This window comes from Labrys wisconsinensis, assembly GCF_030814995.1.
Lineage (GTDB): Bacteria > Pseudomonadota > Alphaproteobacteria > Rhizobiales > Labraceae > Labrys > Labrys wisconsinensis.
This window is the reverse complement of the sequence record NZ_JAUSVX010000012.1, coordinates 258,567-284,981: the sequence shown is the minus strand read 5'-3', so window position 1 is coordinate 284,981 and position 26,415 is coordinate 258,567. Positions and strand designations below refer to the sequence as shown.

Here is a 26,415-nt window from a genome sequence, read left to right as displayed (position 1 = left end):
GTGCAGGCCCCTGCATGCCCCGAGCGATCGGTCTTGACCTCGCCGCGGCACGCGACCAATGTCCGCCCCCGTTGCGACAGGGAGGACCAGCCATGGCAGAAGCGGCGATCAAGCTCACCAGCGAAGGAAGCAAGGCCGGCGACGGCTTCGACTGGGCTGATCCGCTCAACCTGGAAGGCGCCCTGACCGAGGAGGAGCGGCTGGTCCGCGACACCGCCCGCGACTATGCCCAGGACCGGCTGATGCCGCGGGTGCTGCAGGCCTATCGCGAGGAGACCTTCGACCGCGCCATCATGACCGAGATGGGCGAGCTCGGCCTGCTCGGCGCCACCATCCCAGAGGCCTATGGCGGCGCCGGCCTCGGCCATGTCGCCTATGGCCTGGTGGCGCGCGAGGTGGAGCGCGTCGATTCCGGCTACCGCTCGGCCATGTCGGTGCAGTCCTCGCTGGTGATGCACCCGATCTTCGCCTACGGCTCGGAGGAGCAGAAGCACAAGTGGCTGCCCAAGCTCGCGGCCGGCGAGCTCGTCGGCTGCTTCGGCCTGACCGAGCCGGACGCCGGCTCCGATCCCGCCTCGATGAAGACCCGGGCCAGGAAGGTCCCCGGCGGCTATGAGCTGACCGGCTCGAAGATGTGGATCACCAATTCGCCAATCGCCGACATTGCCGTGGTCTGGGCCAAGCTCGACGACGTCATTCGCGGCTTCGTGGTCGAGCGCGGCGCCAAGGGCTTCTCCACTCCGAAGATCGAGGGCAAGCTGTCGCTGCGCGCCTCGATCACCGGCGAGATCGTGCTCGACGGCGTGGTCGTGCCGGAGGAGAACCTGCTGCCGGGCGCCAAGGGCCTCGGCGGCCCGTTCGGCTGCCTCAACAAGGCACGCTACGGCATTGCCTGGGGCGCGATGGGCGCCGCCGAGTTCTGCTGGCACCGGGCGCGCCAGTACACGCTCGACCGCAAGCAGTTCGGCCGGCCGCTGGCCGCCAACCAGCTGATCCAGAAGAAGCTCGCCGACATGCAGACCGAGATCACCCTCGGTCTGTTCGGCGCCCTGCAGCTCGGCCGCCTGCTCGACGCACACACCGCCGCGCCGCCGGCCATCAGCCTGATGAAGCGCAACAATTGCGGCAAGGCGCTCGACATCGCCCGCATGGCCCGCGACATGCACGGCGGCAACGGCATCGCCGACGAGTTCCACGTCATGCGCGTGGCGCAGAATCTCGAGACGGTGAACACCTATGAGGGCACGCACGACGTGCACGCCCTGATCCTTGGCCGGGCGCAGACCGGGATCCAGGCGTTCTTCTGAACGAGGGAGTGGGCCTCACGCCGCAAGCGGACGTCCGAGGCGCGCCACCAGCCCCGCCGCCAAGATCAGCGCGGCGGCCGCCGCCAGCGAGGGCACGACGAAGCTCCCGGTGAGGTCGAAGGCGATGCCGGCGAAGATCGGGCCGACGATCTGGCCGATGCTGAAGGCCACCGTCATCAGCGCCACGGCCCGGCGCGGGTTGGCCGCCGCCAGCGAGCGGGCGGCGATCAGGCCGAGGGCGGTGATGCTCATGAAGGTGCCGCCGAGCAGCACGGCTCCGACCACCGGGCCGAGCGCCCAGCCCGTGACGCTGAGCGCGACGCCGGCAGCCTCGACCAGGCAGGCGAGGGCGAAGGCGGCGTAGAGGCCGAGCCGGGCGGCGATCCGGTTCCAGACCCAGATCGAGGGCAGCACGGCGAGGCCGACCACGGCCCAGACATAGGGCTCCAGCGGCCGGGCGGCGGCGCTGTCGCGCACGATCGCCACCAGGAAGGTCGCGGTGACGACATAGCCGGCGCCGAACAGGCCATAGGCCGGGATCAGCAGGCGCAGGCGGCGATCGGCCGGGCCTGCCGGAGCGTCGGAGCCGGCCGCCCGGGCCTCGCCCGCCGGCGGCACCAGCACGGCGACCGCCGGAATGACGAGTGCCGAGACCAGGCCGCAGGCCAGCCATTGGCTGCGCCAGTCCCAGGCCCAGGCGGCCAGGGAGGAGACGACGCCGGAGGAGGCGAGGATGCCGACGCCGACCCCGGCGAACAGCACGGCGGATAGGCCGGCGCGGCCCGCCTGCGCCAGCCGCTCGAGCACCAGGGCGGAGGCGAAGACCAGCACGAAGGCGCTGGCGAGGCCGCCGGCGAAGCGCAGCACCGACATCGCCGCCACCGAGGAGGCGAGCGCCATCGCCGCCGTGGTCGCCGCGCTGGCGCAGAGCCCGCCCAGCAGCCAGGCCCGCCGCGGGCCCGGCAGGGCGGATGTGCTGGCGATCAGGGCGCCGGCGAGGTAGCCGGCGAAATTGGCGCCGGCGATGATCCCCGCCTGCCCCTTGCCGAGGCCGAGCGCCTGGGCCATGGCCGGCAGGATCGGCGTGTAGACGAAGCGGCCGATGCCCATGGCGACCGCGAGGGCGAGGAGGCCGCCGGTCGCCAGGGCGAGGGGGCGGGGCTGCGGGCTGGACATGATCGGTGCCGGGATGTCGTGGGCGGGGAAGCCTCGTCCCTCTGCTTAGAGGCGCCATGCCGGCCTGACAATCGGCCGGACGCGGGGCGGCCATGGGCGGGCCGCATGGGTGGACGCCGCCGCCAATCTGCGGGTTGCCCCCGTGCGCGGCGGCGTGCTAAGGGGCGGGCCATGCCCGATCTTCTCGCTCCCCTGCCGCTGCGCGCGCCCTCGACCGGCGCCGCGTCCGACGGCCGCTTCGTGCGCTTCGACCGCGCCGATCCGCGCTGGGCCGAGCCGCTGGTCGAGCTGACGGGGGAGGGTCTGCTGGCCGAGGCCTGGTACGCCCGCACCGACGGCCTCAACGCTCCCTACCACGCGCCGATCGCCGGGGCGGTGGCCACGGTCGCGGCCCGGGCCGGCGTGGTGGCGCGGCTCAAGGCAGCCGACGCGGCGCTCGGCCCGCGCGGCCTGCGCCTCAAGACCCTGGACGCCTGGCGCCCGGTCGAGACCCAGGCCGGCCTCTGGTCTTACTTCTGGGACAAGCTCGCCCGCGAGCGCCCGGAGCTCGACGAGGCCGGGCTGGAGGCCCTGGTCAGGACCTTCGTCGCCGATCCGCGTCGCTTCGATCCCGAGGACGACACGACCTGGCCGATCCACTCCACCGGCGGCTCGGTCGACGTGATGCTGGTCGATGCCGGCACGGGCGCGATGCCCGACCACGGCGCCGGCTTCGACGAGGCGGACGAGCGTTCCTTTACCGACCATTACGAGCGGCTGCTCGCCGCGGGGCGCATCGCGCCGGACGATCCCCGCCTTCTCGTCAGGCGCGTCCTGGTCAATGCCATGGTTAACGCCGGATTCACCAATTATGCCTACGAATTCTGGCACTTCGACTACGGCACGCAGCTCCACGTGCTGACGCTTCAGGAGGCCGGCGCGGCCGGCGCGCCGCACGCCGCCTGGTATGGCACCACGCGCCTGCCGGCCGGCATGGCTTGACGGGGACGACGTGACGCTTCCGACCTTCACCGCCAAGGGCGCGGCTCACGCCTTCGCCTCGCTGGGCCGGGCGCCGAGCGAGCCGCCGCTGGTGATCTGGGCCCATGGCTGGGGCCAGGACCACAACGCCTTCCTGCCGCTCGCCCGGCCGCTGGCCGGGGCCGCCGCCCATGTGCTCGTCGACTTCCCCGGCTTCGGCGAGAGCCCGCGCCCGCCGCAGGACTGGGACACGGCCGACTATGCCGACGCCATGGCCGAATGGCTGGCGGGCCTGCCGCGCGGGCGGCGCATCTGGGTCGGCCATTCCTTCGGCTGCCGGGTCGGCATGCGCCTGGCCGCGCGTCACCCGCAGGCGATCGACGCCCTGGTGCTGGTCGCCGGCGCCGGGCTGCAGCGCAAGCGCAGCCCGCTGGAAGCGTTCCGGCTGTGGCTCCGGGTACGCGCCTTCAAGACCCTGAAGCTCCTGGAGAAGCTCGGCGTCGACGTCAGCGCCCGCAAGGCCCGCTACGGCTCGGCCGACTACCGCAATGCCGGGGCGATGCGGCCGATCTTCGTCAAGGTGGTGTCCGAGGACCAGACCGAGGGCGTCAAGGCGATCCGCTGCCCGGCGACGCTGATCTATGGCGAGAAGGATACCGAGACGCCGCCCGAGTTCGGCGAGCGCCTGTCCCGGCTGATCCCGAACGCCAGCCTCAGGATCATCCCCGGCCTCGACCACTACACCATCCTCACCGACGGCGGCCCGCAGGTCACCTATGCCGTGAGCCAGATGCTGGAAAGCTGATGCTCCAAGCGCTCGAACCCCATGTGCCCTTCGCGCTGGTCCTCGCCGGCTTCGCCGTCTTCGCCTGGCGGCGGCTGATGACCTACCTGCACATCTTCCAGCAGGAGGAGTATGACGGCGGCCGCTTCCTCACCTGGATGCTGCGCACCCAGACCTTCGACCGGCGGGCCTCGCTGGCCTTGCTGGCGCTGTTCGCCCTGTCGCTGATCTATCCCGTCCCGGCCATCGTCCTCGCCGGCTTCATGGCCCTGGCGCTGCTGGTGGCCGCCTGGCGCGAGCGCGACCCGCGCAAGGAGGGCAAGAAGAAGCTGGCGATGACGCAGCGCGCCACGCGCATCTTCCGCCTCGCCTTCGGCCTCCTGATCCTGGTCGGCCTCCTCGCGGCGGCGCTGGCCGTTCCGCCGGTGGCGATCGTCGCCTGGGTGCAGGGCGCGCCCCTCGCCCTGGTCGCCGCCGTGATGATCCTGCAGCCGCAGGAGGACCGCATCCAGCAGGGCTTCTGGAACGAGGCGCACGAGAAGCTGCAGCGCCTCGCGCCGGTCGTGGTCGGCGTCACCGGCTCCTACGGCAAGACCTCGACCAAGCACATCCTCGGCCATATCCTGGAGAGCACGGGCTCGGCGATCATCACCCCCGGCTCGGTCAACACGCCGATGGGCATCGCCCGCATCGTGCGCGAGCGCCTTGAGCCCTATCACCGCCATTTCGTCGTCGAGATGGGCGCCTATGGCCCCGGCTCGATCGCGCGGCTCTGCCGCCTTGCTCCGCCCGACATCGCCGTGGTGACGGCGGTGGGGCCGGCCCATTACGAGCGCTTCAAGTCGCTCGACGCGGTGGCGCGCACCAAGTTCGAGCTGCCGGAGGCGGCGATCGCGCGCGGCGGCAAGGCCATCGTCAACGACGAGGTTCTGGCCTTCGCCGACGCCAAGGCCTTCTCCGACGCGCACCGCGCATCGATGGTGCTGGTGGGCGAGGGGGAGGGGAGCGATGCCCGGATCACGGCGGCCGTGCAGGAGAAGGACGGCATCCGCGTCGCCCTGACCTTCGAGGGCCAGGACCATACGCTGTTCGCGCCGCTCTACGGCCTGCACCACGGTCGCAACATGGCCCTCGCCTTCGTCACGGCGCTGGCCATGGGCGTCGACGCCGAGACCGCGCTGGTGGCGATGAAGTCGACGCCGCAGATCGCCCATCGGCTGGAGGTCAAGCGCCAGGGCGACGGCGTCACCATCGTCGACGACGGCTACAATTCCAATCCCGCCGGCTTCGCCTCGGCGCTCGACATCCTGCCGCTGCTGGTCGGCCAAGGCGGGCGCCGCATCCTGGTGACGCCCGGCATGGTCGAGCTCGGCGAGGCGCACGAGGCCGTGCACCGCAAGGTCGGCGCCAGGGCGGCCGGCAAGGTCGATATCCTCCTCGCCGTCGCCCCGGCGCGGATCGAGGCCTTCATCGAAGCCTACAAGGCCGGCAACCCCGACGGCGAGGTGGTGGAATGCGCCGCCTTCCGCGATGCCCAGGCCTGGATGGGCAGCAATCTCAGGACGGGCGACGTCGTGCTGATCGAGAACGACCTGCCGGATCTCTACGAGCGCAAGCTGTCGCTGTGAGCGGGCTGGGCGGCCTTACGCCGCTTCGCGCGCCTGGATCGGTGCCACCGCCGGTTGCTGGTGCTCGCGCGCCCGGGCCAGCTCGTAATTGAGCTGCATGGTCAGCCAGAACTTGGCCTCGCTGACGCCGGCTGCTTCCAGCCGGAGCGCGAGGTCGGGGCTTATGGCGGCGCGCCCGTTCAGCACGCGTGATAGCGCCGGCCGGGACATCTTCAGCCGTTGAGCCGCCTCGCTGACGCTCAACCCGAGCGGAACGAGCACTGCTTCCTTCAGCACCGTGCCGGGATGTGCGGGATGCTTCATCATGGCTGCGTTCTGCCTCATGGTAGGCTTGGCTCCTATGATTCCGCGTCAGCTCCGACTCGTGATTCCGCGTCAGCTCCGACTTGAATGATACCAGATCCCCATGCCTTCATCCGCGCCAACACCCGCCTTCTGCCCGTCCCGCATGCGCCGGAGATCGTCCTGCACGTCGCCGACGAGGTCACGCCGCTCTGGCATAGAACCGAGGAGGAGCTCGGCGCGCTCGGCCTGCCGCCGCCGTTCTGGGCCTTCGCCTGGGCCGGCGGCCAGGCGCTGGCGCGCTATGTCCTCGACCACCCGCAGACCGTCGCCGGCAAGCGGGTGCTGGATTTCGCCTCCGGCTCCGGCCTCGTCGCCATCGCGGCGATGAAGGCGGGCGCGGCCGCGGTCGTCGCCGCCGAGATCGACCGCTTCGCCATCGCCGCCATCGGGCTCAACGCCGCGGCGAACGGCGTCGCGGTCGCGGCGGCGGCGGACAACGTGCTTGGCCGTTTCGACATCGAGGCCGACGTCGTCCTCGCCGGCGACATCTTCTACGACCGCGAGATCGCGGCCGAGGTGATGGCCTGGCTGCAGGGCTGGCAGGGGCGCGGCGCCGCGGTGCTGATCGGCGATCCCGGCCGCACCTACCTGCCGAAGGACAGGCTCGACTGCCTCGCCAGCTACGAGGTGCCGGTCTCGCGCGAGCTGGAGGACCTGGAGATCAAGCGCTCCAGCGTCTGGCGCCTGCGGCCGGAGACGTCCGCTTAACCCACCGGCGCTAAGGTTCGGCTTCTATCGAGGGGAGCGCATCATGGAAACCGCGTCGATCGCCGCAGCCGGCGCCGCCTTGCAGCAGGGCCGCAGCCAGGATGCCATCCAGGCGACCGTGCTCAAGCAGCAGTTCCAGGGCGAGCAGGCCGTGGTCGACCTCCTGGCCCAGGCCGCGGCGGCCGCTCCGTCTCCGGGCACCGGCACGGTCGTCGACAAGTTCGCCTGACCCAGCGGCCTCAGTCCGGCAGGTCGAGCCGGTCCCGCGCCATCTCGAACAGCATCACCCCGGTCGCGACCGCGAGGTTGAGCGAATCCGCCCGCCCGCGCATCGGGATCTTGACCAGGTCGTCGCAGGCGCGGACGAGTTCGTCGGGCAGTCCCTGCTGCTCGTTGCCCATCAGGAGGAGGCGCGGGCCGCGATAATCCACCTTGCGGTAGTCCGTGGCGCCGGCGAGATGCGTGCCGACGACGCGGCCGGAAAAGCGCTTGCGCCAGTCGAGGAATTCGGCTGCCGAGCCGGCGGCGAGGCGCACGTTGAAGATCGAGCCCATGGTGGCGCGCACCGCCTCGATGCCGAAGGGGTCGGTGGTGTCGCCGATCAGGATGACGCCTTCGGCGCCGACCGCGTCGGCCGTGCGGATGATGGTGCCGAGATTGCCGGGATCGCGCACCCGGTCGAGGCCGATCCACAGTGCCTCGCCCTGGATGGTCAGCCGCGACAGCGGCTCCAGCCGCTGCCGGAACACGCCGATGACGGTCTGCGGATTGTCGCGGCGCGACAGCTTCTCCAGGATCTCGCCGGTGACCTCCAGCACCTCGCCGCCGGCCCGGCGGGTGGCGGCGATCGCCTCCGACAGCATCGGCCTCTGCTCGCCGCTGCGGTGGACGAGGATGCGGATCGGCCAGCCGCCGTCGATGGCGTCCGCCACCAGCTTCAGCCCCTCCGCCACGAACAGGCCCGCTTCCTCCCGGACCTTCCGCATGCCGAGCGCCCGGATGTCCTTGATCAGCGGGTTGGTCAGGCTGGTGACCAGGCGATGGGACGGGGCCGGCGCCGGAGCCGGAGCCTGGGGCTTGTCGAAGCGGCGCTTCATGGCGCGCTCCAGCGCGAATAGAGCGAGGTGGAGAGCAGGCGCCCGCCGCCTTCCTCCCGCACCGCCAGCTCGCCGGACTCCAGCCTGCCGCCGAGGTCCGAGAACACCTCGCGGGCGAGCTCGTGGATGGCGATGAACGAGGCGCGGATGGCATAGGCGGTGACGATGACGAAGCTCGGCTTCTCCACCAGCACCGCGCGGGTGAGCTCCAGCATGTGCGGCAGGTCGGTGAAGAGGTCCCAGACCTCGCCGTTCGGCCCGCGGCCATATTTCGGCGGGTCGAGCACCACGCCGTCATAGCGTGAGCCGCGCCGCTCCTCCCGGGCCGTGAACTTGACGGCATCGTCGACGATCCAGCGGATCGGCGCCTCGGTCAGGCCGGCCAGCGCCTGGTTCTCGCGGGCGAAGCCGATCGACTTCTTCGAGGCGTCGACATGGGTCACCGCCGCGCCGGCCTTGGCCGCCAGCAGCGAGGCGACCCCGGTATAGCCGAACAGGTTCAGCACCTTGGCCGGCCGGCCGAGCCCCTTCAGCCGCTCGACCATGAAGTCCCAGTGCGGCGCCTGCTCGGGGAAGAAGCCGAGATGGCGGAAGGGCGTGAAGCGGCCGTGGAAGGCGACGCCGCGATAGGCGGCCGGAAAGGTCTCGACCGGGCGGCCGGCGAACTTCCAGCGCCCGTCGGAGCCCTCGTCCTCGGCGTTCATGCCCATGAACACGGCATCGGCGCGCGACCACAGCTCCGGCCGGTGGCGCCGGCCCATGGCCTGCGGCTCCGGCCGGTCGACCAGGAAGCGGCCGAACCGTTCCAGCTTGCGGCCCTCGCCGCAATCGACCAGGCGATAGCCCTCGAATCCGTCGCTGACGAGCAGGTTGGGCAGGAAGGGCGGCGTGGCAGCGGTCATGGCGCGACAAAACAGAAAGAGCGCGGGCGGGCAAGAGGGATCGCCGCTCGGGCGCCGGCGGGGCAGGCGCGGAGTCATGCGGTTGACATGGAGAGACCCTAGCCAGGGCCTGTTTGAAAACTGGGGAGCTTTCAATGCGTGCTTTTCTGGCGTCTCTCGCCATAACGACCTGTCTCGTGTCCGCGGCGCAGGCCACGACGGTCTATCCGCTGGATCGGGCCACGATCCTCGCCGGATCGCCCTTCGATCTGAAGGTGGAGTTCTCGTCGATCGTCAAGCCCGACGAGGTGACGGTGACGATCAACGGCGAGCCGGCCGACAAGGTGCTCGGCAAGAGCCTGCAATTCGTCGAGAAGGAGGCCGGCACCGAGGCTTCGGCCATCCTGATCCGCGCGGGCAGCGTCGCCAAGCCCGGCACCTACACGGTCGAGGCCAAGGCCGGCACCGAGACCAAGTCCGTCACCTGGGAGGTGTTCGGCACCTCCGCCGCGCCGAAGGCCAAGAACATCATCTTCTTCCTCGGCGACGGCCTGTCGGTCGCCCATCGCACCGGCGCCCGGATCATGGCCAAGGGCATGACCGAGGGCAAGGCGGACGGCCGCCTCAACATGGACGACTTCGAGCGGATGGCGTTCATCGGCACCTCCGCCACCAATGCCATCGCCACCGACAGCGCCAACACCATGTCGGCCTACATGACCGGCCACAAGACGGCGGTCAACGCGCTCGGCGTCTATGCCGATCGCACCAAGGACAGCCTGGACGATCCCAAGGTCGAGACCATCGCCGAGGCGCTGCGCCGCACCACCAAGAAGGCGATCGGCGTCGTCTCCACCGCCGAGGTCGAGGACGCCACGCCGGCGGCCGTCGTCGCCCATACCCGCCTGCGCGCCGACAAGGCCGCCATCGTCGGCATGTTCTACGACGTCAAGCCCGACGTCATTCTCGGCGGCGGCTCGGCCTATTTCCTGCCCAAGTCCACGCCCGGCTCGAAGCGCAAGGACGACACGGACTACATCAAGCTGTTCCAGGACGCCGGCTACACGCTCGCCACCGACAAGGCCGGGCTCAAGGCCGCGGAGGGCACCAACACCGGCAAGATCCTCGGCCTGTTCCACACCGGCAACATGGACGTGACGCTCGACCGCGAGTTCCTCAAGAAGGGCACCGTGGCCAAGTTCCCGAACCAGCCGGGCCTGGTCGACATGACCGAGGCGGCCCTCGGCCAGCTCTCCAAGAACGCCGACGGCTTCTTCCTGATGGTCGAGGGCGCCTCGATCGACAAGATGTCCCATCCGATGGACTGGGACCGTGCCCTGGTCGAGACCATCGAGTTCGACAAGGCGATCGGCGTCGCCAAGGAGTTCGTCAAGACCCATCCCGACACGCTGATCGTCGTCACCGGCGACCACACCCACGGCATCTCCATCGTCGGCACCGTCGACGACGACAAGCCCGGCACGGAGATGCGCGAGAAGGTCGGGGTCTATGCCGATGCCGGCTTCCCCAACTACGAGCACAAGAACGGCACCGGCTATCCCGACCGGGTCGACGTGTCGCGGCGCCTCGCCGTCTTCGCCAGCAACTTCCCCGACTATTACGAGACCTTCCGGCCGAAGATGGACGGTCCGTTCGAGCCGGCGGTGCAGAACGAGAAGAAGGAATACGTCGCCAACGAGGCCTACAAGGACGTGCCCGGCGCGGTGCTGCGGGTCGGCAACCTGCCGCGCTCGGCCGACACGGCCGTGCATGCGGTCGACGACGTGGTGCTGCAGGCCAGCGGCCCGGGCTCGGACGCCTTCAAGGGCTACATGGAGCAGAGCGACGTCTATCGCATCCTCGTCGATACCTTCGCCCTCGCCCCCGCTCAGAACTGAGCGGGCCCACCCCGTGGAGAGCCGGCCGCGCAGGGGCGCGGCCGGCAACCCCATTTCATGGAGTGTGCGATGACCACGATCCCGGTTTCCCGCCGCCGCCTCCTGCGCCTGACCGCTGCGGCGGCCGGCCTCTTCGCCGCGGGACGGCCTGCCGCGGCCGCCGTTCCGGCGCTGACCTTCGACGAGCTCTACGGCAAGGTCAGCGTGCTCGGTCTCACCTTCTCCGACAAGGTCAAGGGCCTCGCCGGCGAGAGCGTGTCGATGCGCGGCTTCATGGCCCCGCCGCTCAAGGCCGAGGCCAAGTTCTTCGTGCTCACCGAGATCCCGATGTCGATCTGCCCGTTCTGCTCCTCGGACGCGGACTGGCCCGACAACATCCTGGTCGTCTATCTCGACCGGGCGCAGACCTTCGAGCAGGCCAATGCGCGCATCGAGGTGACCGGCCGCCTCGAGGTCGGCTCCTGGACCGACCCGGAGACCGGCTTCGTCAGCCTGCTGCGCCTCGTCGGCGCGAGCTTCGCCGCCCTGTGACGGATCCGGCCCTGAGCATCCGCGGCCTCGAGGTCCGCTTCCCCGGCCTGGAGCGGCCGGCCCTCGACATCCCGGCCCTCGATCTCGCCGCCGCCGAGCAGGTCGCCCTGACCGGCCCGTCGGGATCGGGCAAGACCACGTTCGTCAACATCCTGACCGGCCTCGCCCGCGCCCCCCGGGGCAGTGTCGCCTGGCACGGCACCGATCTCGCCGGGCTGCCCGAGGGTGCGCGCGACCGCTGGCGCGGCACCGAGGTCGGCCTGGTGATGCAGGAATTCCACCTGTTCCCCGGGCTCGGCGCCCTGGAGAATGTGCTGCTGCCGCAGCGCCTGCGCCATCTCAGGCTCCCGGACGGCGCCACGGCGCGAGCCCGGCAGCTCCTCGAGCGTGTCGGCATCGGCCGCACCGGCCAGGCCGTCGAGACCATGTCGCGCGGGCAGATGCAGCGCGTGGCGGTGGCGCGGGCCCTGGTCGGCCGTCCGCGCATCATCGTGGCGGACGAGCCGACCGCCAGCCTCGACGCCGAGGCCGGGGCGGCGGTCGCCGATCTCCTGCTCGAGCTCGCCGGGGAGGCGCAGGCGACCCTGATCGTCGCCAGCCACGAGGCCCGCTTCATCGACCGCCTCGCCCGGGTCCTCCGGCTCGAGGCCGGCCGCCTCGCCTGAGACGGGAACAGCATCGCCATGTTCAGGTTCATCGCAGCGGATCTCCGGCGCCACTGGATCGGCGCGACCGCGGTCCTGCTGATCATCGCCTTCGCCACCGCGCTCGGGGTGATGGTGACGCTGCAGGAGCGGGCGCTGCGCCTCGGCAGCGCCCGGGCGGCGAGCGCCTTCGATCTCGTGGTCGGCGCGCCGGGCAGCGAGACGCAGCTCGTGCTCTCCTCGGTCTTCCTGCAGCCGGCGCCCCTGCCGCTGCTGCCCGGCAGCGTGCTCGCCGGCCTCAGGGCCGATCCGCGCGTCGCCTGGGCGGCGCCGATCGGCTTCGGCGACTTCGCCGGCGAGGCCCCCGTCGTCGGCACCACCCAGGACCTGGTGATCGGGCTCGGCGGCGTCGCGGAGGGCCGTGGATTCGCCCGGCTGGGCGAGGCGGTCGTCGGCGCGCGGGCGGCGCTGGCGCCGGGCGAGACCTTCCACCCCCTGCACGGCCGCCTGCACGAGGGCGGGGAGGCGCATGCCTCCGTCACCTACACCGTCGTCGGCCGCCTGGCGCCGACCGGCACGGCCTGGGACCGGGCCGTGCTCGTGCCGATCGAGGCGGTCTGGCGCGTGCACGGCCACGCGGCGGGGGAGGCGGCTAACGCCGACGCCGAGGGCCAGCACGCGGACCACGATCATGACCATGACGGGCACGCCGAGGCCGCGCTCGATCTCGACACCGCGATTGATCTGGAGGCGACGGCTTCGCCCGTCGCGCCCGGCGTCCCCGCGATCCTGGTCAAGCCGCGGACCATTGCCGACGCCTACAAGCTCCGGCAGGCGTTCCGCACCGAGCGGACCCTCGCCGTCTTCCCGGGCGAGGTGCTGACCCGGCTCTACGGCACGCTCGGCGATGCCCGGCTGATCCTCGCCGCCGTCGCCGCCGCGGCGCAGCTGCTGGTGGCCGCGGCCATCCTGCTGGTCGTGGCGGTGCAGGTCCTGCAGCGCCGTCGCCAGATCGGCGCGCTCCGGGCCTTCGGCGCGCCGCGTGCGGCGGTCTTCGCCATCGTCTGGCTGGAAGTGTTCCTGGTCAGCGGCGCCGGCATGCTCGCCGGCTTCGTCCTGGGCTACGGCGCGGCGCGGCTCGCCTCCTCCATGTTGACGGCGGCGAGCGGCGTCGCCCTGCCCGTGGCCTTCGTCGCGGCGGACGCGCTGTCGCTCGCCGTGCTTGTCGGCCTGGCGGCCCTGGTCGCCGCAGCGCCGGCGGTCCTCGCCTACCGGCAGGCGCCGGCCAGCGCCCTGCGGGCCTGAGCCGGAACGGGCTCTCTTCTCCGGCCTCCCGCTCAGCGCCAGGGCAGGACGCCGGGCGCGAGCCGCCGTCCCAGCCGGTCGACCAGGGCGAGGAGCAGGATCGTCACCGCCACCGTCGTCACGGCGATGGCGGCCGCCTGGGTGCCGAGCCCGGCCTCTTCCAGGCTGAACAGCACGACGCCGAGCGTCTCGTTGCCGCCCGACCACAGCAGCGCCGAGACGGTGAGCTCGTTGAAGGCGCTCATGAACACCAGGAGGGCGCCGGCGGCGGCGGACGGGGCGACCAGCGGCAGGGTGATGCCGACGAGGCGCCGCACCGGCCCGGCGCCTGATGTCGCGGCCGCCTCGGCCAGCTGGCGCGGCACCTGCCCGACCGCTGATGTCACCGGCTTCAGCGCCAGGCTCATGAAGCGCATGAGATAGGCGACGAGGATGATCGCCGCCGTGCCGTAGAGGCTGCCGATCAGCGGCAGCGGCCGGAGGAACAGCAGGATGCAGGCGATGGCGAGCACGATGCCCGGCAGGGCATAGGTGAGGTCGGCGCCGGCCTGGATCAGGCGCTGCGCCGGCCGCGGCAGCCGCTCGGCGACCACGGCGACCAGCACCGCGGCGAGCGCCAGCACCAGCGCGGCGCCGCCGGCGAGCAGGGTGGAGTTGCGGAAGGCGCGCAGGGTCGCGGCCTGCCGGGTCAGCACCTCGGCGAAATTGTCGAGCGTCGCGGTCGCCGGCGTCAGCGGCACGCCGAAGGTCGGCACCAGCGCCGTCGCCAGCAGTGCCGCCGCCGGCAGGATCAGGATCAGGCCGATCAGCAGCCAGGCGAGGACGGCGAAGGCCGGGCCGGCGCGCCCGAGGGCGATCCGCGCCGGCGCGCCGGTGGCAAGCCGGATCGGCCGCGCCCCCACGGCCACGGCCTGGACGCCGATGCCGATGAGGGCGATGAGGCCGATCGCCATCGACAGGGCCGCCGCATCCGGCAGGCCGGTGGGGCCGAAGCTCGAGATCCGCTGGTAGATCAGCGTGGTCAGGGTGAGGTAGTTGACCGGCAGGCCGAGCAGGGCGGGGATGCCGAAATTGCCGACGCCGGAGACGAAGGCGAGCGCCGCCGCCGCGATCAGGGAGGGCCGCACCGCCGGCAGCACCACCGTCGCCAGCGCCCTGAGCGGCCCGGCCCCGGCGGTGCGCGCGGCATCGAGGAGGTCGCGCGGCACGCGCGTCAGGCCGGCGCGCAGCGTGAGGAAGACGATCGGCGCGTGCTGGATGCCGTAGAGCAGGATGATGCCGCCACGGCCGAGCAGCGGATTGGCGCTGCCGGGCGGCGGCGCGAGGCCGACGGCGCCGAGCAGCGCGCTGGACGGGCCGAGAAGGTGCAGGAAGGCGAGGGCCATCACCTGCGGCGCGATCATCAGCGGCAGCAGGAAGAGGAAGGCGAGGCTGCGCCGGCCCGGCAGATCGCTCAGGGCCACCAGCACGGCGACCGGCACGCCGATGACCAGGGCGGCGACGGCGCCGAAGGCGGCGGTGTCGAGGGTGTTGAGCGTGGCGCGCACCACCGAGGGCCGCGTCAGGCGATCCGCCAGGCCCGCCGGGTCGAATGCACCGCCGGGCGCGAGGGCGGCGAGCGCCAGCCGCGCCACCGGCAGGGCGAAGAGCAGCAGCGCCAGCAGGCCGACGGCGCCGACCGCCGCCCACCAGCCGAGGGGCAGCCGCCATGCGGCATGCCGGTCCCCGGCGGCGGGCGCCGGGGACTTGTGCGAGGCCAGATCCGCCATCGAGGCTCCGGACGCGGCGCTACTGCGCCATCACGTCCGAGAACTTTCCCTTGTTGGCGGCATCGTTGGCAAGCGCGCCGGCCGCATCGAAGGGCAGCACCTTGATCGTGTCGCGCTCGGGATAGCCCGGCGGCAGGGCGACGTCGCGGCGGGCGGGGATATAGCCCATCTTCGCCGCCAGCTTCTGCCCGTCCTCGGAGAGCAGGAAGTCGACGAAGGCCTTGGCCGCCTCGGGATTCCTGGCGGTGGAGAGGATGGCGACCGGCTCGGTCACCGCCGAGACGCCCTCGGCCGGGAACACGAACTCGACCGGGGCGCCCTTGGCCTTCTCGCGGATCGGCATGTAGTCGACGATCATGCCGAAGAGCTTGTCGCCGCCGCTCACCGCCTTGAGCACGTCGCCGTTGCCGCCGGCGGCCTGGGCGCCGTTCCTGGCGAGCGCGGCATAATAGTCCCAGCCCTGCGGCAGGTTCTGCGTCAGCGTCACCGTGTGGATCATCGCCGCGCCCGAGGTCAGCGGGCTCGGCATGGTGACGAGGCCGCGGGCTTCGGGCTTCTCCAGGTCCGCCCAGCTCGTCGGCTTGAACGGGGCCTTGGCGTTGTAGACGATGCCCGTCGTGATCAGCTTGGTGGAGAAATAGGCCTTGTCCTTGTCCATCAGCTGGGCATCGAAGGCCGAGACGTCGGCGCCGGGATAGGCCATCAGGCGGCCTTCCTTCTTGAGGCCCTCCATGGTGACGACGTCGGAGATCAGGAGCACGTCGGGCTGCGGCGCGCCGGCCTCGATCTCGGCCCGGAGCTTGGCCATCACCTTGGGCGTGCCGTCGCGCACCCAGTCGACCTCGACGCCCGGGTTCTTCGCCTTGAAGGCGTCGACGGTCTGCTGGGCGTCGGTGTTGGGCTGGCTGGTGTAGAGCACGAGCTTGCCTTCCGCGGCCATGGCGGTGGACAGGCTGGCGGCGATGAGCAGGCCGGCGACGGCGATGTGGCGCATGAGATCCTCGATCGGTGCAAGGGTACGTGGACGGATCGAGCCGCCCCCCGCCGGGACGGTTAGCCTCCTCATATCACGCTTCCATGACGCCGACGGCAACCGGTGCGGATGGTGGCCGCCCCCCGCGGCTCAGCGGATGTGCGGCCCGAGCGCCTCCATCCAGCAGGCGACGGCCGCGGCGCCCGCATCGGGGATGCCGACGGCCCTCGCCCCGAGATAGCTCGCGCGGCCGAGCCGGGGCTGCATCCCGGCCGTCGCGTCCCGTCCCGCGCCGGCGGCTGCGACCGCCAGCCGCCAGGCGTCGCCCGGCGCCTGCCCGGCCGCGATCGCGGAGCGGAACGCCGCGGCCGCCGGATCGAGCGCATCGATCATCGTGCGGTCCCCGGGCTTGGCGCCGCCGAGGTCCGAGATGGCGGCCACGGCGCTGGTGAACGCCGCGGCCCAGTCGCCCGGGGCCGGGTCCGGCACGTCGGAGAGCTGGCGAGCCGCCCGCAGCAGCGCGGTGGCGTAGAACGGCCCGGAACTGCCGGCGATGGCCCGGCGCAGGGCGTGCCCGAGGCTCACGAGGGCGGTGCTCGGCGAGGTCCATGCCGTCGCGGGCAGCGCCATGGCGGCGGCCGCGCCGCGCGCCAGGCTCGCCCCGAGGTCGCCGTCGCCGGCCTTGGCGTCGAGCTCGGTCAGGGCAGCTTCCGCGCCGATGAGGGCCTGCGCCGCGGCCATCACCGCCGTGCGGATCGGTGAGGCAGGGGCGCTCGGGCCGTCGTCGGCCGAACGAGGCGAGGTGTCGCGCTCCGGCGCCACCGCGACGATCGGCGCCGGGTTGAGCTTGCCGCCGCCGGGCCAGGCGGGGGCATCGGTCCTCGCGTCGAGCAGCTGCAGCCGCCGATCGTCGAGCCGCATCAGCGAGAGCGAGAAACCGGGCATGTCGAGGGCGGACAGGAAGGTGCCGCACCAGGCCCGCTCGACCGCGATGCTCCGCTGCTCCAGGCCACGCAGCGCGTCCCTCGCCACGATCGCCAGCTCCATCGGCGGCGTGGCGCCGAGGCCGTTGACCAGCAGGGCCACGCGCGCGCCAGGGGAGACGCTGCGATCCGCCACGATCGCGGTCAGCAGGCGTTCCACCAAGGCGGCCGACCCGGCCATCCCGGTGCGCTCGACGCCCGGTTCGCCATGGATGCCGAGACCGAGCTCGATCTCGTCGGCCTCCAGCGAGAAGCTCGGGCGGCCGACCGCCGGCAGCGTGCAGGAGCCGAGCGCCACGCCCATCGAGCCGATATCGCCGGCGGCGGCGCGTGCCAGCCCGGCCACGTCGGCGAGGCCGGCACCGGAGGCGGCCGCAGCGCCGGCGACCTTGTGGACGAGGACGGTGCCGGCAATGCCGCGGCGCCGGCTCTCCTCGACGGTGTCGCGCAAGGCGACGTCGTCGGCGACCACGACGATCTCGACCGGGATGCCTTCGGCTCGCGCCATCTCCGCCGCCAGCCCGAAGTTGAGCCGGTCGCCGGTATAGTTCTTGACGACCAGCACGGCGCCCGCTGGTCCGGCCGTGGCGCGGATCGCCGCCAGCACGGCGTCGCTGCTCGGCGAGGTGAAGACGTCGCCGGCGACCGCCGCCGTCAGCATGCCATCGCCGACATAGCCGGCATGGGCGGGCTCGTGGCCGCTGCCGCCGCCGGAGATGACCGCGACGGCCCGCTGCGGCGGCCCGGGGAGGCCGGCCTGGACGACGACGGCCTCGTCGGCGAGCAGGGCCTGGCCCGGCGCCAGCGCCACGGCCCCTTCCAGCATGTCGCGGACGACCTCGAGGGGATGGTTGATCAGCTTCTTCATGGGGGATGCGACCGGTTGCGGGGAGGGACGGCGGAGCGGTCAGGATGCCAGGACGGACCGCCCGCTCGTGGCATCGAAGACGTGCAGCATGTCGGGCGTCTGGGCAAGCGTGATCGGATTGCCGACGGCGAGGCCGTCGCGACGCTCGAACTGGGCCGTCACCAGGCCGCTGTCGGTGGCGATCTGGATCATCACCTGGGACCCCAGCGGCTCGACGATCTCGATCCGGCCGGTGATCGAGCCGGCCGCGCCGTCCGGTCCTTCGGCCGCGCCGTCCGGTCCTTCGGCCGGGCGCAGGTGCTCGGGCCGGATGCCCGCGACGACGGGGCCGGCCTGCTCGCGCAGCGCCGCCGTCACCCGCGGCCCGGCCCGCAGCCGGAAGCCGGGACCCTGCAGCGTCGCGCCGCCCTCCGTCCGGCCGGCGTCGAGGAAGTTCATCGGCGGCGAGCCGATGAAGCCGGCGACGAAACGGTTCGCCGGCTCGTCGTAGATCTTCTGCGGCGTGTCGATCTGCTGGGCCACGCCGCCCTGCATCACCACGATGCGGTGCCCCATGGTCAGGGCTTCGAGCTGGTCGTGGGTGACGTAGAAGGTCGTGACCTTCAGGCGCCGGCACAGCTTGACGATCTCGGCCCGCATCTCGATCCGGAGCTTGGCGTCGAGGTTCGACAGGGGCTCGTCCATCAGGAACACGCGCGGCTCGCGCACGATGGCGCGGCCGAGCGCGACGCGCTGGCGCTGGCCGCCCGACAGGGCGGCAGGCTTGCGCTGCAGCAGCTCGTCGATGCCGAGGGCTTTCGCCGTGCGGTGCACCTGCTCGTCGATCCGAGCCTTGCTCCAGCGCCGCACGCGCAGGCAGAAGGCCATGTTCTCGTACACGGTGAGGTGCGGATAGAGCGCATAGTTCTGGAACACCATCGCGACGTCGCGATCGGTCGGACCCATGTCGGTGACGTCCTGCCCGTCGATGCGGATGGCGCCGCCGCTGGCGCCCTCCAGCCCGGCGATCATCCGCATGGTGGTGGTCTTGCCGCAGCCCGAGGGGCCGACGAGCACCACGAATTCGCCGTCCTCCGTGGTCAGGTCCAGCGATCGGACGGCATTGACGCCGCCGAAGGCCTTCGACAGGCGATCGAGTTCAATGATGGCCACGGGCGCTCCTCTGGGCCGGCTCCGGCGAAGGAAAGCCCGGCATATCGCTGCGAAGGACCGCCGCGTCGAGCTCGCGGCGGATGGCGGGAAACAGGCGGTCATAGGGCGCGCACCAGGCGGCGACCGGCTCGACGATGCGGACCCGGCGCGTGTCCTCCAGCCGCGGGGCCACGCCCGTCGCCGCCGTCGCCGCAAGGAAGGCCGCGCCGAGCGCGGTGAGCTCCGGCTCCTCGACCGCATGGATGGGGCAGCCGAAAATGCTGGCGCGCAGCTCCAGGAAGCCGGTCGAGCGCGCCCAGCCGCCGGTCGCATGGATCGGGCCGGCCGGCGCGCCGGCCTCGTCCAGCGCGGCCAGCAGGCGGCGGGCTAGCAGGCTGGCCCGTTCGAGGGCGCGGCGCACGGCGACGACGGCGTCGGGAGCGCCATCGGCCATCGACTCCGGCGGATGGCCGGGCAGGCGCCGTGCCGCCAGCACCTCCCGGAAGAGCGCGGGGTCGCGGCGGGCCGGCTCGAGGGCGGCGCTCAATTCCATGACGCCGAGGCAGGCGACGCCGGGCGCGCCGGACGGCGGCAGCGACAGGGCGAGGAACGGGTCGAGGCGAGGCAGCGTCGGCACCGGCGCCTCGCCATAGACCAGGTTCGCGGTTCCCATCGAATCGACGCGTGCCGTCGGGGCGAGCCGCCGGATCGTGCCGGCGGCAATGGGATGGTCGTGGCCGCCGGCGATGATCAGGGTCTCGGCCGAGGCGGCTCCGCTGTCGCGCAGCGGTCCCTTCCGCACGCCGGCGACGATCGCACCGGCTTCGAGCAGGGGCGGCAGCGGCGGCGCGCCGGCGGCGGCGAGCAGGGGCTCGATCCATTGCCGGCCGTAGACGTCGTAGCACGCGGTCCGCGGCGCCAGCGTCGCGCTCATGAAGGGGCGGCCGGACCACCAGACCGAGGGGAAGTCGGTCAGGGCGATCCAATATCGCGCATCGGCGAGATCGCCGGGCCGATGGCGCCGGAGCCACGACCATTTCGCTGCCGTGCGATCGGCCGCGATGGCGATGCCGGCGCGGGCGGTGGCAGCCGGCGATCGCCGCAGCCGGCCTGCCTCGGCGGCCGCCCGCGCATCGAACCAGGGCAGGGCGAAGCCGGTGGGCGCGAGGTCGGGGCCGACCCCGATCCCGTCCTCGCCCACCCCCGCGGATGCGATCGCCAGCAGCGGCCGGCCGGCACCGGCCTCCCGCCAGCCCTGGATCACCATCGCTTCCAGGAGCGCGACGAGCTCGGCCGCGTCCGTTGCGACGCCGGCGCCGTCCGGCCGGCGCGGCGTCGGCACGGCGCGGCTGTGCACCGCGCGTCCCGCTTCGTCGACGATCACCACCTTGAGGTTGGTGCTGCCGATATCGATGCCGCAGACCAGGCCGGCCATGGCGAGCCGTCCGCTACCAGCGCCGCGAATAGTGCTTGCGCGTGATGCTCGCCATCTCGGCGATCACGTGCGCGGCTTCCTCGGCCGGGCGCTGCCAGACCTTGCGGCCGACGACGACGCCCTGGGCCCCGGCCGCGATCGCATCCTGCACGTCGCGCAGGGTGGAGGCGCTGTCGCCGCTGAGCGGACCGCCGGCGACGACCACGGGAATGTCGAGCTCGGCGCAGAGCTTGGCCGTCGCATCCGGCCCGGGGAAGGTGATCTTGATGATGTCGGCGCCGAGGTCGTAGCCGATGCGGGCGACCTCCAGCTCCGCCTCGATGATCTCGGGCGTGCGCGGCGCCGCCAGGAAGACCGGCTCGACCATGACCGGCATGTGCCATTTCGAGGCTTCGGAGACGACGCTGCCGATGCGGTTGCAGTAGAGCACCTTCTCCGCGTCGTCGACGTTCCACGGCAGCAGCAGCTTGACGCAGTCGACGCCGAGCCGGACGGCGTCCTCGACGCTGGCGACCAGCGTGCCGGTGCCCGTGGCCGGGGCGCTGGTCGGCCAGAACGCATCGATGGCGAGCACGCGCGCCAGCGCCGGCGCCTTCGCCATGTCGACCTCGGACTGCTTGACGATGCCGGTCGAGACCATGAAGCCGGTGATGTCCTCGCTCATGAAACGGCGCATGACGGCGACCGGCGCCTCGAGCGAGGGCACGCGGCCCCAGACCAGCCCATGGTCGATCGGCACGATCAGCGCGGCGCGGTCCTCGCGGAAGACGCGGTTCATGCGGTAATTGGTCGAATAACGGTTAGCCAAGGCCATCTCCTCTGGGCAATTGCGATCAGGAAAAACGAAGCTGGGTCTTCACGGCATGGCCCGCGACCATGCTGTCGACGGCCATGGCGAAGTCCCAGACGGGGAAGCTTTCGCCGAGCAGCACGGCGGCGCGGTCGCGGATGTCGGCCATGAGGTCGACCGCGGCGGGGAACTTGCCGGCGCACGAGTTCGAGCCGATGATCCGGATTTCGCGCTCGTAGATCGTGAAGGGATTGAAGCCGACGGTCGCGTCCTCGTCGTGCACGCCGACCTGGACCAGCACGCCGGTCTTCTCCACCAGCGTCATCGCCTGTTCCAGGGCGCCCCGAACGCCCGCGGCCTCGAACACGACGTCGTGGCAATCCGGTCCGAGGGCTCCCGGCTCGACCACGTCGGCGATGCCGGCGCGCCGGGCGACCGCATGCTTGGCCGGCGCCGGGTCGGACAGGGTGACGCGGCCGGCGCCGAGCACCTCGGACACGATGGCGATCAGCAGGCCCATGGTGCCGCCGCCGAGGACCAGCACGCTCCTGTCCTTCACGCCCTGCGCTGAGTTGACCGCGTGAAGCGCGCAGGCCAGCGGTTCGATCAGGGCCGCCACGCCGGCGCCCAGGCTCTCGCGGACCACGACGGCATTGCTTGCCGGCGTTGCCACGAATTCGGCGGCGGCGCCGGGCCGCGCCACGCCGATGGGCTGGAGCTGCAGGCAGAGGTTCGGCCGGCCCGCCCGGCACCAGCGGCAATGGCCGCAGACGACGTTCGGGTCGACAGCGACGAAGTCGCCCTCGCGGACATGTCCCACCCCCGGGCCGACGGCCACGACGTGCCCGGCGAATTCGTGGCCCGGCGTGACGGGATAGCGGGTGCCGGGAAAGCCGTGGCGCAGAATGTGCAGGTCGGTGCCGCAGATGCCGCAGGCCGCCGGCCGCACCAGGATCTCGCCCTCGGCCAGATGCGGCACCGCGGTCTCGACGATGGCGACGGCATGGTCCTCGCCGATCCGCACGGCGCGCATGCGCCCGCCGGGCGAGGCGGGGCCGGCGGCATCGAACAGGGAGTGGAGGCTCATCGGACGGCTCGGAAGGTGAGGCCGCGGGTCAGGCTCTTCTGAGCCAGCCAGCCGGCGAGGACGACGGGGACGTTGATCAGCGTCGCCACGGCCGCGACCTGCGCGGTGTAGAGCTGCCCGAAGCTCAGGAATTTCTGCAGGAAGACGGGCAGGGTGCTGACGGTCGAGGTGAGGTTGACGGCCAGGAAGAACTCGTTCCAGGCGAAGATCGCGCACAGCAGCGCCGTCGAGGCGAGGCCGGGGCGGATCAGCGGCACGATGATGGCGACGAGCTCGCGCCAGACGCCGGCACCGTCGACCTTGACGGCGTCGAACACTTCGGCAGGGATCTCCGCCATGAAGGAGCGGATCATCCAGATCGCCAGCGGCAGGTTCATCGAGGTGTAGACGATGATGAGCACGGCCGGCGTGTTGAGCAGGTCGAGGCTGCGGGCGACGAGGTAGATCGGCACGATGCCGGCGGCGATCGGCATCATCTTGGTCGAGATGAAGAAGAACAGCACGTCCCGCCACTTCGGCACCGGGCGCACGGTGAGGGCATAGGCCGCTGGCACCGCGAGCCCGATCACCAGCGCGGTCGAGAGGCCGGTGACCAGCACCGAGACCCAGGCGAAGCTGGCGAAATCGTTCTCGAAGATGCGGCGGTAGTGCTCCAGGGTGGGCTGGAACAGGAGGCTCGGCGGGTAGCTGACCGCATCCTGCTCCGTCTTGAAGCTGGTCGTGACCATCCAGGCGACGGGCGCGAACATCGCCAGGGCGCCGAGCCAGGTCAGCGCGCTCAGCACTGCGTCGAAGGACCGGCGTCCGCGATGCCGCTTCACGACCGGCCTCCTTCCCGGAAGATGCCCGAGACCACCTTGAGCATCGGCATGACCATCAGGATGGCGATGGCGAGGGTGATGACGCCGAAGGCCGAGGCACGGCCGAGGTCGAAGGCCGAGAAGGCCTCGAGATAGACGTAGTAGGACAGGTTGGTGGTGGCGTAGGCCGGCCCGCCCGCCGTCAGGATGGCGATGGCGGCGAAATTCTCCAGCACATACATCGAGGTGAGCAGCGCCGTGAGCTCGATGAACGGCCGCAGATGCGGCAGGGTCAGCCGGCGGAAGACATAGAAGCGGCCGGCGCCGTCGATGGCGGCGGCCTCGGTCACCTCGGTCGGGAAGGACTGCAGGCCGGCGAGCAGGATCAGCAGGGCGAAGGACGACCATTGCCAGGTCGTCAGGATGATGATGGAGAGCCGGGGATATTCGCTGATCCAGTTGAGGCGCCCCAGGCCCATCTCGTCCGTCAGCCAGCCGAGCAGCCCGAAGGTCGGATCGAAGAAGCCGGTCTTCCAGAACAGGGCGGCCGCGACCGGCATGACGAAGAACGGCGTGATGGCGAGGGTGCGGGCCAGGCCGCGACCGACGAAATCACGCTGCAGGCCGAGGGCCAGCAGGCCGCCGAAGACGATGGAGAGCACCACCGTCGCCCCGGTCATGACGGCGGTGTTGACCACCGCGCCGAGGAACACGGCATCGCCCGCCGCGGCGACGAAGTTGCGGAACCAGACGAACCGCGGCGCATTCGTCGAGACGAGGTTCCAGCGCTGCACGCTGTAGTAGACGGTGATGACGAAGGGGACCTGCGTGACGGCGACGACGAACAGCAGGGCCGGCAGAAGCGGCAGGCGCCTGGCCCAGGCCGATCGTCGTGAAGCCGGCCGGCCGGCGTGGCCGTTCGTGCGCTTGTGCGCCGAGGACGGCAAGGTGATGGACGACATGCGATGGTCCCGCGGCCGAGCTCGTGAGGAAAGGTCCCGGGACGCCGCTGGGAGGCGCGGCGCCCCGGGCGAAGGGGCGTCGGCCTATTTGCCGTAGCCGGCGTCCTCCATGATCTCCTTGATCTTCGCCTCGCTGGTGGCGATGGCCTCGTCGACCGTGTTCCGGCCGCTGATGGCGCCGGCGATCTGCTGGGAGGTGAAGTCGCCGATCTGCTCGAACTCGGGGATCGTGACGTATTGGACGCCGGTATAGGGGACCGGATCGACCGTCGGCTTCAGCGGATTGGCGCCGTTGATCGACTTGAGGGTGAGCGCGGCATAGTCCTTGGTCGCGTTCACATAGTCCGGGATCGCATAGGTGGATTGGCGCGATCCGGGCGGCACCGTGCCCCAGCCCGCCTTCTCGCCGGCGAGCTTGATGTATTGCTGGCTCGTCAGCCAGGCGATCAGCTTCCAGGCCTCCTGCGGGTGGCGGCTGGTCTTGGGGATCGACAGGCCCCAGGCCCAGAGCCAGCCCGAGCCCTTCGTCGCCTTCACGGGCGCCATGGCAAAGCCGACATGGCCCTTCACGGCCGGCGAGGCCTGGTCGAGCACGGGGCCGGCGAAGACGGTGTCGTCGTACCACATCGCCGCCTTGCCCTGGGTGAAGAGCTGGAGGCATTCCTGCCAGCCGTCCTTGGCGGCGTCGGGCTGGCCGTGCTGCTTCAGGAGGTCGACATAGAAGCGGATCGCCTCCTTGGTCTTCGGCGCCGAGAGCTGCGGGGCCCATTGCTCGTCGAACCAGCGCCCGCCGAACGTGTTGATCACCGTGGTCAGCGGCGCCAGGTTCTGGCCCCAGCCCGGGATGCCCCTGAGGCAGATGCCGGACACGCCGTTCGCCTTGTCGTCGAGCTTGGCCGCGAACGCGGCCACCTCGTCCCAGGTCGGCACCTCCGGCATGGTCAGGCCGGCCTTCTCGAACAGGTCCTTGCGGTAGAACATGAAGGAGGAGGAGCCGTAGAACGGCGTCGCGTAGAGGTCGCCCTTGTAGGACACGAGGTCCTTGATCGGGGTGACGAGGTCGTCGACGTTCCAGCCCTGGTCGCCGGCCACGAACTCCTTGCTGAGGTCGAGGATCCAGGACTTCTGGGCCCAGAGCGGCACCTCATAGGCGCCGATCATCACCACGTCGAACTGGCCGGAATTGGTGGCCACGTCCTTCAGCACGGTCGGACGCAGCTGGTTCTCCGGCAGGATCTGGAACTTGACCTTGATGTCGGGGTTCCCGGCGTAGAAATTGTCGATCAGCTGTGCGGCCGTCTGCATCTGCGGATTGGCGGCGAGCGCCACGGTCAGCGTCACCGGCTCGGCCTGGGCGGCGGCGCTCCCCAGCGTGACGGCAAGCGCGATCGTTCGGAGCACCGCCGCGGCGGGTGCCCGTGATGACATGGTCATGGTCGTTTCCCCTGCTGTTGGGCCCGGCGAAGGCCGGGTCTGCTTGGTTCAGCTCTCGTCGAGCGCGGCCTGCGCCTCGACGGTGATCTTCACGACGTCGGTGCGGACCCAGGACGTGTAGAAGTCGAAGGGCTGCTGATCCCGGCCCCAGGACACGGAGGTGACCAGGAGCAGGGGCGAGCCGGCCGGCACCTCCAGCCGCTTGGCGACGGCGGGCGGCGCCGGAACCGCCTCGACGCTGCGCCGCGCTCCGAAGATCCCGTAACCCGCCGCGCTCAGGACACGGTTCAACGAACCGTGGGGTTCCATCACCTCGCTGCCGCGGACCACGTTCTCGAGCTCGGGCAGCAGGAAGTTCTCCGAGTAGAGCGCCAGCTCGCCGTCGAGCCTGCGCAGGCGCTTCAGCAGGAAGCCCTCCTGCCCGGGCTGCAGGCCGAGGGCGGCGGCGGGCGCCTCGGGGAAAGCGCAGCGCTTGGCTTCGAGGACGACGGTCTCGACCTTGCGCTTGTTGTGGTCGACCTCGCCCTCGAAGAAGCCGGCCGTGACCTGCAGCACCCACCCCGATCGGTCGGGGTCGATCACATAGGCGCCGCGCCGCGGCACCAGCTTGATGCGGCCGCGCTCCTCCAGGTTGCGCAGCATCTCCCGCACCGTCGAGCGGGCGAGGTCGTAGCGCCGGCAGAGCTCGCTTTCGCCGGGCAGTCGATCGCCGACGGTGAACTCGCCCGCATCGATGGCCCGCTCCACCAGCCGCGAGAGCTGCAGATAGAACGGTTCCGGCGACTGTCGATCGATGGTGTCGGCGGTCAAGGGATCGTCTCTCGTTCAGTACGGTACGTCTTGTACGTACAATACCGACCGTGCGGCCAATTGCAACCCCTTTTCCCGGACAGGTGGCCGACGGGGTACGGGCGAGGTC

The 26,415-nt window shown here is 71.4% G+C and carries 25 protein-coding genes; 10 read left to right on the top strand and 15 right to left on the bottom strand.

All coding sequences use genetic code 11. The features are described 5' to 3' along the window. Window positions 1-92: 92 nt before the first annotated feature. Window positions 93-1,307 (top strand): acyl-CoA dehydrogenase, encoded by a 1,215-nt coding sequence (locus QO011_RS28030; protein ID WP_307279642.1) that lies wholly within the window; start codon window positions 93-95, stop codon window positions 1,305-1,307. Between the two features lie 15 nt (window positions 1,308-1,322). Here the strand turns inward: QO011_RS28030 and QO011_RS28025 are convergent, their stop codons facing one another. Continuing rightward, a complete protein-coding gene (locus QO011_RS28025; protein ID WP_307279640.1) occupies window positions 1,323-2,483 on the bottom strand; it encodes a YbfB/YjiJ family MFS transporter in 1,161 nt (386 codons plus the stop codon). A 171-nt stretch (window positions 2,484-2,654) separates the two neighbouring features. Between QO011_RS28025 and QO011_RS28020 the strand changes: the two genes are divergently transcribed. The 3 genes from QO011_RS28020 to QO011_RS28010 are packed head-to-tail and all read left to right on the top strand — an operon-like array spanning window position 2,655 to window position 5,855. Further along, window positions 2,655-3,464 carry a M15 family metallopeptidase gene (locus QO011_RS28020; RefSeq protein ID WP_307279638.1) on the top strand — a complete coding sequence of 270 codons (810 nt, stop codon included), beginning with the start codon at window positions 2,655-2,657 and terminating at the stop codon, window positions 3,462-3,464. A gap of 10 nt (window positions 3,465-3,474) precedes the next feature. Next, window positions 3,475-4,248: an alpha/beta fold hydrolase gene (locus QO011_RS28015; RefSeq protein WP_307279637.1), complete on the top strand. Its 774-nt coding sequence runs from the start codon at window positions 3,475-3,477 to the stop codon at window positions 4,246-4,248. After that, entirely contained in the window at window positions 4,248-5,855 is a 1,608-nt protein-coding gene (locus QO011_RS28010; RefSeq protein WP_307279635.1) for a Mur ligase family protein, read from the top strand. The genes QO011_RS28015 and QO011_RS28010 overlap by 1 nt, the downstream gene beginning before the upstream one ends. A 15-nt stretch (window positions 5,856-5,870) precedes the next feature. Here the strand turns inward: QO011_RS28010 and QO011_RS28005 are convergent, their stop codons facing one another. After that, window positions 5,871-6,179 (bottom strand): HigA family addiction module antitoxin, encoded by a 309-nt coding sequence (locus QO011_RS28005; protein ID WP_370882017.1) that lies wholly within the window; start codon window positions 6,177-6,179, stop codon window positions 5,871-5,873. 66 nt (window positions 6,180-6,245) lie between these two features. Between QO011_RS28005 and QO011_RS28000 the strand changes: the two genes are divergently transcribed. Continuing rightward, window positions 6,246-6,908, top strand: a complete 663-nt coding sequence (locus QO011_RS28000) for a class I SAM-dependent methyltransferase (RefSeq protein ID WP_307279632.1) — start codon at window positions 6,246-6,248, stop codon at window positions 6,906-6,908. Between the two features lie 43 nt (window positions 6,909-6,951). Beyond that, on the top strand, window positions 6,952-7,137 hold the full coding sequence (locus tag QO011_RS27995) for a hypothetical protein (protein WP_307279629.1): 186 nt from the start codon (window positions 6,952-6,954) through the stop codon (window positions 7,135-7,137). Between the two features lie 10 nt (window positions 7,138-7,147). Here the strand turns inward: QO011_RS27995 and QO011_RS27990 are convergent, their stop codons facing one another. Further along, the gene (locus QO011_RS27990; protein WP_307279626.1) at window positions 7,148-8,005 is read right to left on the bottom strand and encodes a TrmH family RNA methyltransferase; all 858 of its coding nucleotides are present in this window, start codon (window positions 8,003-8,005) and stop codon (window positions 7,148-7,150) included. After that, on the bottom strand, window positions 8,002-8,907 hold the full coding sequence (locus QO011_RS27985; RefSeq protein ID WP_307279623.1) for a class I SAM-dependent methyltransferase: 906 nt from the start codon (window positions 8,905-8,907) through the stop codon (window positions 8,002-8,004). The genes QO011_RS27990 and QO011_RS27985 overlap by 4 nt, the downstream gene beginning before the upstream one ends. Window positions 8,908-9,041: 134 nt before the next feature. Between QO011_RS27985 and QO011_RS27980 the strand changes: the two genes are divergently transcribed. From QO011_RS27980 to QO011_RS27965, 4 genes are all read left to right on the top strand, one after another. Next, a complete protein-coding gene (locus QO011_RS27980; protein ID WP_307279619.1) occupies window positions 9,042-10,784 on the top strand; it encodes an alkaline phosphatase in 1,743 nt (580 codons plus the stop codon). 69 nt (window positions 10,785-10,853) lie between these two features. Then, window positions 10,854-11,315, top strand: a complete 462-nt coding sequence (locus tag QO011_RS27975; RefSeq protein WP_307279615.1) for a hypothetical protein — start codon at window positions 10,854-10,856, stop codon at window positions 11,313-11,315. Continuing rightward, window positions 11,312-11,980, top strand: a complete 669-nt coding sequence (locus QO011_RS27970) for an ABC transporter ATP-binding protein (RefSeq protein WP_307279613.1) — start codon at window positions 11,312-11,314, stop codon at window positions 11,978-11,980. The genes QO011_RS27975 and QO011_RS27970 overlap by 4 nt, the downstream gene beginning before the upstream one ends. Window positions 11,981-11,998: 18 nt before the next feature. Continuing rightward, window positions 11,999-13,264, top strand: a complete 1,266-nt coding sequence (locus QO011_RS27965; protein ID WP_307279611.1) for an FtsX-like permease family protein — start codon at window positions 11,999-12,001, stop codon at window positions 13,262-13,264. 32 nt (window positions 13,265-13,296) lie between these two features. Here the strand turns inward: QO011_RS27965 and QO011_RS27960 are convergent, their stop codons facing one another. The 11 genes from QO011_RS27960 to QO011_RS27910 all read right to left on the bottom strand — a co-directional run bounded on the left by QO011_RS27960 (window position 13,297) and on the right by QO011_RS27910 (window position 26,306). After that, on the bottom strand, window positions 13,297-15,033 hold the full coding sequence (locus QO011_RS27960) for an ABC transporter permease (protein ID WP_307279608.1): 1,737 nt from the start codon (window positions 15,031-15,033) through the stop codon (window positions 13,297-13,299). Window positions 15,034-15,052: 19 nt separating this feature from the next. Then, window positions 15,053-16,027 carry an ABC transporter substrate-binding protein gene (locus QO011_RS27955; protein WP_307279606.1) on the bottom strand — a complete coding sequence of 325 codons (975 nt, stop codon included), beginning with the start codon at window positions 16,025-16,027 and terminating at the stop codon, window positions 15,053-15,055. Window positions 16,028-16,156: 129 nt separating this feature from the next. Further along, window positions 16,157-17,857 carry a dihydroxyacetone kinase family protein gene (locus QO011_RS27950; protein WP_307279603.1) on the bottom strand — a complete coding sequence of 567 codons (1,701 nt, stop codon included), beginning with the start codon at window positions 17,855-17,857 and terminating at the stop codon, window positions 16,157-16,159. 39 nt (window positions 17,858-17,896) lie between these two features. Next, window positions 17,897-19,009 (bottom strand): ABC transporter ATP-binding protein, encoded by a 1,113-nt coding sequence (locus QO011_RS27945; protein WP_307279601.1) that lies wholly within the window; start codon window positions 19,007-19,009, stop codon window positions 17,897-17,899. Beyond that, window positions 18,996-20,423 (bottom strand): FGGY family carbohydrate kinase, encoded by a 1,428-nt coding sequence (locus QO011_RS27940; RefSeq protein ID WP_307279599.1) that lies wholly within the window; start codon window positions 20,421-20,423, stop codon window positions 18,996-18,998. Before QO011_RS27940 ends, QO011_RS27945 begins: the two co-directional genes overlap by 14 nt. A gap of 13 nt (window positions 20,424-20,436) precedes the next feature. Continuing rightward, the gene (locus QO011_RS27935; protein ID WP_307279597.1) at window positions 20,437-21,237 is read right to left on the bottom strand and encodes a class I fructose-bisphosphate aldolase; all 801 of its coding nucleotides are present in this window, start codon (window positions 21,235-21,237) and stop codon (window positions 20,437-20,439) included. Between the two features lie 19 nt (window positions 21,238-21,256). Beyond that, complete coding sequence (locus QO011_RS27930; RefSeq protein WP_307279594.1) at window positions 21,257-22,300, bottom strand: alcohol dehydrogenase catalytic domain-containing protein; 1,044 nt, start codon at window positions 22,298-22,300, stop codon at window positions 21,257-21,259. After that, window positions 22,297-23,121 (bottom strand): carbohydrate ABC transporter permease, encoded by an 825-nt coding sequence (locus tag QO011_RS27925; protein ID WP_307279592.1) that lies wholly within the window; start codon window positions 23,119-23,121, stop codon window positions 22,297-22,299. The genes QO011_RS27930 and QO011_RS27925 overlap by 4 nt, the downstream gene beginning before the upstream one ends. Further along, window positions 23,118-24,062 (bottom strand): carbohydrate ABC transporter permease, encoded by a 945-nt coding sequence (locus QO011_RS27920; RefSeq protein WP_307279590.1) that lies wholly within the window; start codon window positions 24,060-24,062, stop codon window positions 23,118-23,120. Before QO011_RS27920 ends, QO011_RS27925 begins: the two co-directional genes overlap by 4 nt. An 84-nt stretch (window positions 24,063-24,146) precedes the next feature. After that, the gene (locus QO011_RS27915; protein ID WP_307279587.1) at window positions 24,147-25,496 is read right to left on the bottom strand and encodes an ABC transporter substrate-binding protein; all 1,350 of its coding nucleotides are present in this window, start codon (window positions 25,494-25,496) and stop codon (window positions 24,147-24,149) included. A 48-nt stretch (window positions 25,497-25,544) separates the two neighbouring features. Next, entirely contained in the window at window positions 25,545-26,306 is a 762-nt protein-coding gene (locus QO011_RS27910; RefSeq protein ID WP_307279583.1) for a GntR family transcriptional regulator, read from the bottom strand. Window positions 26,307-26,415 lie beyond the last annotated feature (109 nt).

What these genes read in the sequence shown, in the direction of transcription:
- QO011_RS27920 (WP_307279590.1), bottom strand. Translation starts at nt 24,062, where the DNA reads ATGTCGTCCATCACCTTGCCGTCCTCGGCGCACAAGCGCACGAACGGC.
- QO011_RS27975 (WP_307279615.1), top strand. Translation starts at nt 10,854, where the DNA reads ATGACCACGATCCCGGTTTCCCGCCGCCGCCTCCTGCGCCTGACCGCT.
- QO011_RS28000 (WP_307279632.1), top strand. Translation starts at nt 6,246, where the DNA reads ATGATACCAGATCCCCATGCCTTCATCCGCGCCAACACCCGCCTTCTG.
- QO011_RS28005 (WP_370882017.1), bottom strand. Translation starts at nt 6,179, where the DNA reads ATGAGGCAGAACGCAGCCATGATGAAGCATCCCGCACATCCCGGCACG.
- QO011_RS27935 (WP_307279597.1), bottom strand. Translation starts at nt 21,237, where the DNA reads ATGGCCTTGGCTAACCGTTATTCGACCAATTACCGCATGAACCGCGTC.
- QO011_RS27985 (WP_307279623.1), bottom strand. Translation starts at nt 8,907, where the DNA reads ATGACCGCTGCCACGCCGCCCTTCCTGCCCAACCTGCTCGTCAGCGAC.
- QO011_RS27940 (WP_307279599.1), bottom strand. Translation starts at nt 20,423, where the DNA reads ATGGCCGGCCTGGTCTGCGGCATCGATATCGGCAGCACCAACCTCAAG.
- QO011_RS27930 (WP_307279594.1), bottom strand. Translation starts at nt 22,300, where the DNA reads ATGAGCCTCCACTCCCTGTTCGATGCCGCCGGCCCCGCCTCGCCCGGC.
- QO011_RS28020 (WP_307279638.1), top strand. Translation starts at nt 2,655, where the DNA reads ATGCCCGATCTTCTCGCTCCCCTGCCGCTGCGCGCGCCCTCGACCGGC.
- QO011_RS27980 (WP_307279619.1), top strand. Translation starts at nt 9,042, where the DNA reads ATGCGTGCTTTTCTGGCGTCTCTCGCCATAACGACCTGTCTCGTGTCC.
- QO011_RS28010 (WP_307279635.1), top strand. Translation starts at nt 4,248, where the DNA reads ATGCTCCAAGCGCTCGAACCCCATGTGCCCTTCGCGCTGGTCCTCGCC.
- QO011_RS27965 (WP_307279611.1), top strand. Translation starts at nt 11,999, where the DNA reads ATGTTCAGGTTCATCGCAGCGGATCTCCGGCGCCACTGGATCGGCGCG.
- QO011_RS28030 (WP_307279642.1), top strand. Translation starts at nt 93, where the DNA reads ATGGCAGAAGCGGCGATCAAGCTCACCAGCGAAGGAAGCAAGGCCGGC.
- QO011_RS27950 (WP_307279603.1), bottom strand. Translation starts at nt 17,857, where the DNA reads ATGAAGAAGCTGATCAACCATCCCCTCGAGGTCGTCCGCGACATGCTG.
- QO011_RS27955 (WP_307279606.1), bottom strand. Translation starts at nt 16,027, where the DNA reads ATGCGCCACATCGCCGTCGCCGGCCTGCTCATCGCCGCCAGCCTGTCC.
- QO011_RS27995 (WP_307279629.1), top strand. Translation starts at nt 6,952, where the DNA reads ATGGAAACCGCGTCGATCGCCGCAGCCGGCGCCGCCTTGCAGCAGGGC.
- QO011_RS28025 (WP_307279640.1), bottom strand. Translation starts at nt 2,483, where the DNA reads ATGTCCAGCCCGCAGCCCCGCCCCCTCGCCCTGGCGACCGGCGGCCTC.
- QO011_RS27960 (WP_307279608.1), bottom strand. Translation starts at nt 15,033, where the DNA reads ATGGCGGATCTGGCCTCGCACAAGTCCCCGGCGCCCGCCGCCGGGGAC.
- QO011_RS27990 (WP_307279626.1), bottom strand. Translation starts at nt 8,005, where the DNA reads ATGAAGCGCCGCTTCGACAAGCCCCAGGCTCCGGCTCCGGCGCCGGCC.
- QO011_RS27915 (WP_307279587.1), bottom strand. Translation starts at nt 25,496, where the DNA reads ATGACCATGTCATCACGGGCACCCGCCGCGGCGGTGCTCCGAACGATC.